Source organism: Wenjunlia tyrosinilytica (genome assembly GCF_014646055.1).
Classification (GTDB): Bacteria; Actinomycetota; Actinomycetes; order Streptomycetales; family Streptomycetaceae; genus Wenjunlia; species Wenjunlia tyrosinilytica.
Map to the genome: position 1 here is coordinate 1 of NZ_BMMS01000083.1, position 9,412 is coordinate 9,412.

6 protein-coding genes and 1 pseudogene are annotated in these 9,412 nt (G+C 69.1%); 4 read left to right on the forward strand and 3 right to left on the reverse strand.

The genetic code is table 11. The features are described from left to right. Nucleotides 1-965: 965 nt before the first annotated feature. From IEY86_RS35075 to IEY86_RS37305, 3 genes are all read left to right on the forward strand, one after another. Nucleotides 966-1,124 (forward strand): hypothetical protein, encoded by a 159-nt coding sequence (locus tag IEY86_RS35075; protein ID WP_189135958.1) that lies wholly within the window; start codon nt 966-968, stop codon nt 1,122-1,124. 70 nt (nt 1,125-1,194) lie between these two features. Next, nucleotides 1,195-1,494 (forward strand): NUDIX domain-containing protein, encoded by a 300-nt coding sequence (locus IEY86_RS37300; RefSeq protein ID WP_229699050.1) that lies wholly within the window; start codon nt 1,195-1,197, stop codon nt 1,492-1,494. Further along, nucleotides 1,434-1,733: a hypothetical protein gene (locus tag IEY86_RS37305; RefSeq protein ID WP_229699051.1), complete on the forward strand. Its 300-nt coding sequence runs from the start codon at nt 1,434-1,436 to the stop codon at nt 1,731-1,733. The genes IEY86_RS37300 and IEY86_RS37305 overlap by 61 nt, the downstream gene beginning before the upstream one ends. A 131-nt stretch (nt 1,734-1,864) precedes the next feature. On the opposite strand, the gene IEY86_RS35085 is transcribed toward IEY86_RS37305, so the two are convergent. After that, nucleotides 1,865-2,482: a hypothetical protein gene (locus IEY86_RS35085; RefSeq protein ID WP_189135959.1), complete on the reverse strand. Its 618-nt coding sequence runs from the start codon at nt 2,480-2,482 to the stop codon at nt 1,865-1,867. Between the two features lie 134 nt (nt 2,483-2,616). Between IEY86_RS35085 and IEY86_RS35090 the strand changes: the two are divergent. Further along, nucleotides 2,617-3,435 (forward strand): annotated as a pseudogene (locus IEY86_RS35090) (IS5 family transposase). Nucleotides 3,436-5,551: 2,116 nt separating this feature from the next. On the opposite strand, the gene IEY86_RS35095 reads toward IEY86_RS35090, so the two are convergent. Together IEY86_RS35095 and IEY86_RS35100 are read right to left on the reverse strand one after the other, a co-directional pair. Beyond that, nucleotides 5,552-6,967 carry a cytochrome P450 gene (locus IEY86_RS35095; protein WP_189135961.1) on the reverse strand — a complete coding sequence of 472 codons (1,416 nt, stop codon included), beginning with the start codon at nt 6,965-6,967 and terminating at the stop codon, nt 5,552-5,554. Nucleotides 6,968-7,155: 188 nt separating this feature from the next. After that, nucleotides 7,156-8,238: a terpene synthase family protein gene (locus IEY86_RS35100; RefSeq protein ID WP_189135962.1), complete on the reverse strand. Its 1,083-nt coding sequence runs from the start codon at nt 8,236-8,238 to the stop codon at nt 7,156-7,158. Nucleotides 8,239-9,412 lie beyond the last annotated feature (1,174 nt).

The window sequence follows — 9,412 nt, forward strand, 5'->3', positions numbered from 1 at the left end:
CTACGTCCTGGGCGTCTTCCTCACCGAGCCCATCAGCTGGATCGACCGCTACGGCCACCGCCCCACAACCCCCCAGGAGAAGGCGGCCGCTCATACCCTCTATGCACACCTGGGTGAACGCATGCGCCTGCGCCACCTGCCCCCGTCCTACGAGGCCTGGACCTCTTGGCAGTCGGACCACGAAGCCCGACACGGCGCCCCGACCGCGCAGGCACGGCGCCTGATGGAAGCGACCCGCGGGGTACTGTCCAAGCGGTTCTCCCCCATCCCGCCCGCCGTGGTCACCGCCTTGGCGANAACCGCACACGTCATCCTGCGCAGCAGAGCGGCAGCCATGCGATGGCGACACCGGTGGCGCACGGCAACGCACACGTGACGTGGAACCGACCCATGGACCCACGCTGCTGCCCGCGACGCCCAGGACCAGACCCGTCTGCTTATTAGTCGATGCCTTCCAGCCTAGAAATCTCCAGGAGAAGGCGTACACGCAGAGCGACACAGACGGTGTCCGGCCCACAGGTCGTTCTCGGCGATCGGTCGGCGATCGGGGCCGTCCCCAGGCCCGGTCGGCCTCGGCAGTGCCATGCGGCTTGGCGGGCTGGACGGCCTCGGCCGTCTTCGGCCGCATCTGTTCTGGTTCGGCGTCAGCGGCCTCGGTCAGCCAGGATGCGGCCCCGGGTCCGAGTTGCAGGAATGGCGGCCTCCTTGGTGTGAGATTCGGACGCCGGCTCCGGCGGGCTGGTCGGGGAGCTGCTCGGGATCCTTTCCCAAGGGGGCTGCGGCCTTCGGTGAACAAGGCCGACACGCCCAGGCCCTGTTCCCGGAAGCTTCGGGCAGACCAGACCTTCCACCGCACGAGGCCCCATCCGGCGCATCACCCCCTGCCCTTCGGTCCCGCCGGGCACTGCCTCCCTCCGTCACCGGCCGCTAGAACCCCCTGACCACTGCCTCGTCCTGACTGGCCGATGAACTCGACCCGCACCATCTGTCCCCGGGTGCTGCTCTTCATCGGCCTTGGCATGCGTCGTCACACCCTCACCCTCGACAGCAGCGACATCGAACACATCGGCCTGGCCGCCGGCCGCGCCGCTTGCGCTCTGCCCGGCCTGCCCCCGGCTCACTGATACCCCGCGGGCGTGGCCGGGTGAGTGACCGCTTCCCGCCCGCGTCGGCGGCCCGCCGATACTGGTGGACGTGACCGATCCGCAAGGGGCTCCGGCCTCGTTCAGCCGCATCAAAGTCCGCGTCGGTGCCCTCGTCTTCTGTGGCAACGACATCGCGCTCATCCGCCGCGACCGCACCGACCCCGTCCTCTACACCCCGCCCGGCGGAAACCTCGAAACGGGCGAAGACCTGGTGGCCGGCCTGCGGCGCGAACTGAGCGAAGAACTCGGCCTTGCCCCTCCCAGGGCTCCGGGCCGGAACTGCTGTGGGTGGTCGACCAGATGGTCACCCGGCCCGGCGCCACCGCGCCCCCGCGCAAACTGCACCTGATCTACCGGCTCCACATCACCCCGCGAATCCGCGCCTGTCTTGCCACCGAGGAATACGACGAGCTCGAAGGCGGCGGGCAGGAGATCGGGCACGTCGAGTGGATCGACTACCGCGAGACCGCCGACCTGCCGATCTTCCCGCCCATCGGGCCGGCGCTCGCGGCCCTCCCCACACCCATCGCCCCGCAGACCGATGCGGCGCTGCCGGCCGTCACCGACGACAACTACGTCTGGGTGTGAACCGCCACCGCTGAGCTGCGCCTCACGCGACGCCCGCCCCGTTCGGCACCTGGGTCAAAGAGAGGACAGGAGCCGTCGACGCCGACGGGGGAGTCGTCTGCGCCGGACACTTCCGTCTGGTCCGGGCGGGGTCAGCCGACCGGAGTGGCGCCCTGGCCGACGGAAACGAACCGCCAGTCTTCCCCAGGACTGTGGGGAGGGATGGTCAGACGGACGGCGTCCCGGTCGTTGAGCAGGAAATGGCCCCCGGCGTGCAGGTGGTGCAGGTGGATCCAAACCGCGTGTTCGTCGGCCAGGTGAACTGCCCCACCGCAGTTCAACTGCGGGCAGACTTCCTGGCTCCGGCGTCCGTCGTTCCCATCCCCGTGGCCGACGTACTCGGCGAACACGGCGACCGGAACAACGCTCACCTGGGCATCGGGCTCGTCGTCGTCGGCCAGCACGATGAAGCCCGACTTGATCCGGTCGTCCAAGTAGGTGGCTGCCAGCGGCACCCTGCCTCGGTAGAGCGGCAGCAGGAGTTCCTGAACCCGCGCAAAGTACAGCCGGGAGTCCATCGGCGCCGTCGGCTCCAGGTCGAACCCGCCGGTCATCGGGTTCGGGATCAACCAGCTCCGGTACCCGGCGTACGGAGGACTGCCGTGAAAGAGCGGGTCCACCTCGATCAGCCGCTGCTCCCTGCGCTGCTTCGCCGCCCTAGCGGCCTGCTTGTTGGGTCCGCCTTTGGTGCGCTTGCTGTTGTTCGCCATGCCCTGATCATCCCGCTCGGGGCACCGGGCCGGGCTGCTCCATACCCATTCGGCAGAAAGGCCTGCAGCCGGGAGAGAATGCCACGGCGAGACTAAGACGGTGTCCTACGTGGTGAGGCGTCGTTGACTTCGGTATGGGGCAGGGTACGGGGAGTTGGATTGTTCCGGATTGGCGTGGGAGATCGCGAAGCCGCTGATCCCGCCGTCGAGGGTGCGGCCGCAGGGCGGCGGAACGCAGGACACCCCTGATGAGACGCTGTTTGCGGCCATCATCTACGTGCTGGTCAGCGGCTGTGCCTGGCGCCAACTGCCGCCCTGCTTCGGCATATCGAAGTCCACCGCCCACCGGCGGTTCCTGATCTGGTCCAGAGCCGGCGTCTGGGGGCGGCTGCATGAGGCCGTGCTGCACCGACTCGACGACGCCGGCATCATCGACGTCACCCGCGTCGTCCTGGACACCGCCCACGTCCGCGCTAAAAAAAGGGGGTGAACACACAGGTGCGAGCCCCGTGGACCGGGACAGGCCGGGTTCCAAGATGCACGTCCTGTCGGACGCGAACGGACTGCCCCTCCTCGTCGGCGTCTCGGCCGCCAACACCCACGACAGCGAAGGGCTGGAAGCCATGATCGAGGGTCACCAAACGAGACACGACCCCCACCGCGGCCGCCACTTCAAGCCCCAGCGCCTGCATGCGGACAAAGCCTACGACCGCGCCGACCTGCGGAAATGGCTTCGCGGCAGGCGCATCGGAGTGCGGAGCGCGCGCAAGGGCATCGAATCCAGCGAACGATTGGGCCGCCGCCGCTGGGTCATCGAGCGGACGATGTCCTGGCTGTCCGGCTACCGACGTCTGAGTCCTCGCTTCGAGCGCGATCCCCGCAACTACCTGGCCTTTCTCGGACTCGCCGCCGCCCTGTGTTGCTACAAACGACTCGTCCGCCTCACCACGTAGGACACCGTCTAAGCCCCGCGCACCGTGAACATCGCCGCCGGAGCGGCTACCCGCTCAGGCAGGTGGTCCCGTTGCGGGCAGTGCTCAGTGGTCGCTCAGCGCGCCGCCCTCCGGCGGCCCGGCGTGCACGGCAGCTGTGGGGGTGTACCCCACAACTACGGCTTCCACCCCACCCGTGCGAGGGTCGACCGCTTCGCCCCTCTACGGACGGTCGGCCCGCGAGCGCTGAGCACGTCACGCCCTGGTTCGTGATAACCGTCACGGCGCTGGGCTTGGGGGATGGAGGAGGCGGTGAAGTGATTCGAGGCGGACCCACAGGGTCAACGCCGTGAGGTGGCCGCGGAGCAGGCCCGCGCGCCGCCGGTTCGGCTTCGCCGCTTACCTGCCGAAGGAGCTGGCGACCGGGAGACCACTCCTCATGGGGGACGAATGCGCTGCACGAGATCGTGCGCCGAGGTCACGGCGCTCGGCCGCCCAACGACCGCTGATATGTCCTCGACCATCAGACGTGGGCCAGGCGCATAGGAGCACGAGGGGTAGGAGTGCAGCGTTGGCGTGTGTGACACGGAGGGACTCCTGGTTGGCGGAGCGGTTCCTCGACAGCCCGCTCCGCAACCGGAGACGTTGGCCATCAGCCGGATTCAGGCTGTGCCTGGTGCAACTCGACCAATCTGCCTGGGTGGTGCATTTGGGCTGCGCTGGTGCCCCCGGCACCGGCATCCCCCGTACCCGGGGCGGGGGCACCTGCTCACCACCTGCCTGTCGATGCAGCGCGCTCGGCCGCACATGCCCGGCATGCGCGCGGGTTCTTGACCGGGGCGTGGGTCCGGGGCGGCCCGATGGACAGCGATCAGCCCGCTCAGGAGGCTGCGCCAGGCCCTGGGCGGCTCCGCCCGGCTGGACTCCCGCGCCTGGATGGGCGGCAGGGGCCATGAGGCCTCCGCCCCTGCGGGGTGTACAGCCAATCGTCCGGCTGAGCGCCTGCCCAGGCCACCCCTGCGCCTACCCGCCCGCACGGTGCCTGGCACTCCCCGCAACTGCTGTCGTGTACCAGCAGGCACCTGCTGCGCCGGTTCCTGCCGGGGTAGCCGTCGACCGCTCCCCCATCCTCACTGCTGTCCCGGCCGGTCTCCGCCGGATGGGACGGCTGCGCCTACGCCGCCCTCGTTGGCGTGGCGGTCGGGATGGGCCCATTCGGGCGTATGCCTGTGCCCTGGCCCGCGCCCGGCCATCTCCAGTCGCTTCCACGGGACTTCGTGCGACGAGCTGCTCGGACCCCGTCGCCCTGGTCGACGCCGCCAAAATCGCAATGACAGGGCTGATCGCTCACCCATCCGGCGCCGGAGTGCCACAGGCGCTCCTCACCGGAGCGGCTGCGCCCTTTGGCGTCCAGCGACCGGCCTTGGGGTGTTCAGGCACGATGAGCCGTCGCCTGTTCGAGGTCTGGCAGTGAGGGCTCCCTTGTGCGGGGATGCCTCCAAACTGGGAAGGATCGGGCAGGGTGAAGGAGCTGCACGTGGTCCTCTGTTTCCACCGCGCCGGGAGGCAGGCTGCTCATGCAGGAGGGCCCTCCCGGAAGGTGTCGGGGCGGGCAGCCGGGCGACCGCCGAACATCCATGTCCAGCGCGGCCTTCGCGGCGGCAGGTCTTGCGTGGCAGGCGGGGTGTCGGGAGTCGACGCGTTCTCGGCGGGCTCTTCGGGGGAGCCATCCACCGCGTCTCGCGGCCCGGACTCCACCGGATTCCCCGGTTCAACACTGTCGCTGCTCATCGGCAGTTCTCCGATCGGTGGGTTTTGAGCTTGTGGGGCAAAGATCCCCACCCTCGCGGCATTCGAACCCCAGTTCCGGAAACCCGCGCCGCAGGCCGGTCGGCAGCAGCTGATGACCGCACGGCGCCCGGCTGTCCGTGGGAGGTGCGTCCTCGGGGACCGTGCGCGGCCCCCCGGTGTCATCGTCTCGTGGACAAGGCCACCGTCGGTCGGCAGAGCGGGGATTGGAGATCCTGTCGTGGGAGAGACTTTCGATCCCGCCTGCCTCGCAGGACCCTGACGCAGTTCAATCGACCGGTGGGTGGGGACCTTCGCGAGCGGGCATGGGCCGGTCCCGGGCCCTGTTTCACCGGTTGCAAGGAGTCTCGTCTTCAACGCCGCGCGGGCGAGGCCCTTCACCAGCGCGGGGGCGGGCAGAGGAAAGACGCATCCTCAGGTTCTTGGGGCCGCGCAGGGTGAGGCCGACGATGGGGTGGTCGGAGCGACCCGCGAGGAGTTCGAGGCGCCAGTGGGCGGTGATGGTCGCCAGTGCCAGCACAGCTTCGGTAAGGCCGAACTGGTCACCGATGCATTTTCGGGCTCCTGCGCCGAAGGCGATGTATGCGTGGCGTGGGGGCTGGGGGTGGCGCAAGTCCCACCGGTCGGGATCGAACCTTTCGGGCTCCTTGTACAAGTCTGCTCGTCGGTGGATGAGGTAAGAGCTGAATGCAACGGTCGTGCCGGCGGGCATGGAGTACCCGCCGAGAATGGTGTCGGTGGTCACGGTGCGTGTGAGCATCCACGAGGGCGGGTACAGCCGCAGCGCCTCGGTCACGACACGGCTGGTCAGCTGCAGTTGCGGAAGGTGCTCGTGGCTGGCTGAGAAGCCCGCCAGGGCGGTGTCGGCCTCGGCGTGGACGCGTTCGGCGATGTCTGGTTCCTGGGCGAGGAAGTACAACGCCCAGGTCAGGGCGCTCGCGGTGGTCTCGGCGGCCGCGGCGAAGAAGGTCACCACCTGGTCGCTGACCTCTGCATCGGTCAGTCCTGAATCGGTCAGTCCGCCGGTGTGGCCGTCCGTGTCTTCGGTCGTCAGCAGCACGGACAGCAGGTCACCGTGGTCCGTGTTGGTGGCCCGGCGTTGGGCTATGACTTCGCCGAGGGTCTGCCGCAGGCGGTTGCGTGCCTGGAAGTAGGAGCGGTTGCCGGGTGTGGGCACCCTGCTGATCATCGGCGGGGTGACCGCACGCCGGTAGGAGCCCTCAAACATCGTGCTGATGTCGGCGATGGCCTCCTGGACCGCCTGTTCCGGCAGCGCGTCCGAGAACATCGTCTCCAGCGCGGTACGCATCGTCAGCGCCATCATCTCGTCCTGCACATCGAGGACCTGGCCGTGGCGCCACTTTGCGGTCGCCCTGGTGATCTGCTGGGTCATGGTCCGCGCGTAGGCGGGGAAGCGGGAGGGGTGGAAGGCGGGCTGGGTCAGGCGGCGCTGCCGCCGGTGGCGGCTGTGGGGGCACGTGGCAAGGCCGTCGCCGAGGTGTTCCCGGAGCCGGTCGAACATCGGGCCGCCCTTGTCGAAGGTGCGGTCGTCCACCAGGATTTGCCGGGTCAGCTCCGGATCGCAGACCATCACCACCTTCATCGGTCCCAAGCGGATCTGGACCACCTCTCCGCGGGCGGGCAGGGTCCTCAGGAATGCCAGCGGATTGCGCAGCAGCGGCAGGGCGTGGCCCAGCAGCGGCAGCCCTCCGGGTGCCTTCGGAATCTTGACCGGGGCTTTCATGATCGCTCCTCATGGGCAGGCGGTGGGCTCGTCGGTGCTGTGGGCGTGCAGCAAAGGCGCATCGTCCGCGGCCGCGCAGGCGGGGCGACCTGGTGCCCTAGGTGACCGCTGTCGGCCTGGCCTGCGGGGACCTGCCGCTTCGTTGCGGCCGCGGAGCAGCCTTCTGCCCCGGATGTCGGGGCCAGGTCTCAGAGCTGCTCCCACCACCAGGAGATGGCGGGGTACGGGAGGGCATCAAGTCGTCCGTCGAACGGCCTGTCGGCCCGCTGGTATCCGCTGACCGCCGGCTTCAGCGGATACTCGGCGGTGTAGCGGGGTGAGGTGAAGCCCCACTCGAGGTTTCCGCTGACGAGGTTCGACAGCTGGGTCACGTACCGGCGCAGTTCGGGGCCGGCGTGGCGTGTGACCTTCTCGGACAGATTGAGGAACAGGCACATGGTGCGGTCGTGCAGGCGGACCGTTTCGGTCAGGGCCTGGTGCGGGGAGGAGCCCCGCTCACGGCGCAGCACGTCGACGATGCTGCTTTCCTGGCCTCCGTGGTTCATTTCTCGGTAGTAGGAGCCGAGGTCGGCGGCGCACAGGACAAGGAATTTGGCGGCCTGGGTGAGTGCGAGCACCCGGGGCGCGCTCAGCTCGCTTTGCGGGACGCACGTTCTTTCCACTACGGCGATGAGGTCTATGCAGGCGCGGGTGCCCCGGTCCAGGGTTCCGACGAGGAGGTATTCGTCGAAGGACATGGGCCGGTCCGCGGCTCGCAAGGCCACGAAGGTGGCTGCCCCCATGAACGACTCGAGCTGGCTGTCGGCCCATCGTTTGACCGCTTCCGCCGGGGCCCATTCCCGGGCGCGGATGAACACGTCCCGCACGATGGCGAGGTAGATGTCGTCGTCGTCGGTCAGGGCCTGCGGAACGTTGATCGTGGCGAGCAGCTTGATGACTTTGAGGAGCGTCGATGCCGGGTCGCGGCTGAGCCGGCCGGCGTCCCACTCGTCGTCGATGGCGAGCATGCTGCACAGCCACTGCGACATCAGGTCCAGCCCGTCCTGCCCCTGGGCGTCCGAGGCGATGCGGCAGACGAATTCGTGCGCCCTCATCGCCTGGATCTTCCTGGCCGTCTCCGGCTCGGCCATCAGGCCCATCTTCTCGGCCCATCGCAGGGTGTGATCCGCGACGGACTGGTGCAGGGGGTGCAGGACCGAGGGGATGGGGCAGTACAGCGGCGGAACGAGTCCGGCGTTCGATTCGTCGACTCCGAGCTGGGACTGGATCATCGTGGCCCCCTCATACGTGGAATGCGGGTGTGCGGATCCGCACGGCTTGCCGCCGCGCTGGGGTGCCAACTCCCAGGTCACGGCAGGGGACTGCTGACGACCACGGCGGCGGGCTGACACAGCCTGCCCCACCTGGCCGGATACCGACAGACCGCCGCAGGTCAGCAGAATGGCCGAAAGAGTTCGGGCATAGGTTCGCATTGGTGGCCGTCGCAGTCCTCGCGGCGGCGGGGGCTCTGATGCCGAGGTCGGCGGGGGCTGGCCTGCCGGAAGCTCGGCTCATCGCAGCTTTCTCGACGAGCGCACCCGCCGCCGTGGACGGAACAGGTCTGGGCCGTCGAGAACGATTCGAACAGGCCAGAGATTCACGCCGCACCCCTGCGCAAAGCCCTCCGCAAACTAGGGATCGACCCAGCGGATCGCGCCCCGGCAGCCCGCAGCTCCCCCGCCAGGGCTCGTCGGCGATGCCTGGCAGGGCCAGCAGAACCGCTTGGACCGCCCCAAGGCATGCCGCGCGCCGCCCGAAGCGCTGGGAGGCGAAGGTGCCGGCGTGCCCCGGCCCGGGGCAGATCGGCGCTGACAAGGCGCTCCGCCTCCGCGTGGGGAAGGAAGCCGGAGAGTCGACCATCGGGACGATCACGGAGTGCAGGTCCTCGTCCGCCGGGCCGGTCTGGCCGTCATAGCGCTTGGCACTGGCGGGGCCCGCCCCTGTTGCGGGATCAGCGAGCCGGAGGCAGGCGTGCTCTTTCGCGCTCCCGCAGAGGAGTTCACCCAAGTGGTTGCCGGAGATGAAGCCTTCGGGCTTGCGCAGGGCGCCCATGCGCTGCTCCAGCAGGTCGAGCTTCCCGCCATGGCACCTCCCGGCCGTCGGCCAGGTGCTTGACCCTGCCCTGCCGCAGTGGGGCCGATGACTGTGGGCACGGTGACGCGCGCTCGGGTTGCAGCGCCCGAGACCGCCCAGGGCGCCGGAGTCCGCGCCGAGCCCGACCAGTTGGCTTCGGGCGAAGGCTGTCTCCCGGCGCATCGCGCAGCATCTGGGACACCTCGGTGCTTCTGTCCGCCGTGCCCCACGACCGCGTCCGCGGCCCGGTTGTGCGACATCCCGTGAGTTCCCCTGAGCCCTGCTGAGTCCCCAGCCCCGTGGCCAGGGGGTTCCTCCTCCTTAGTGTGCTCT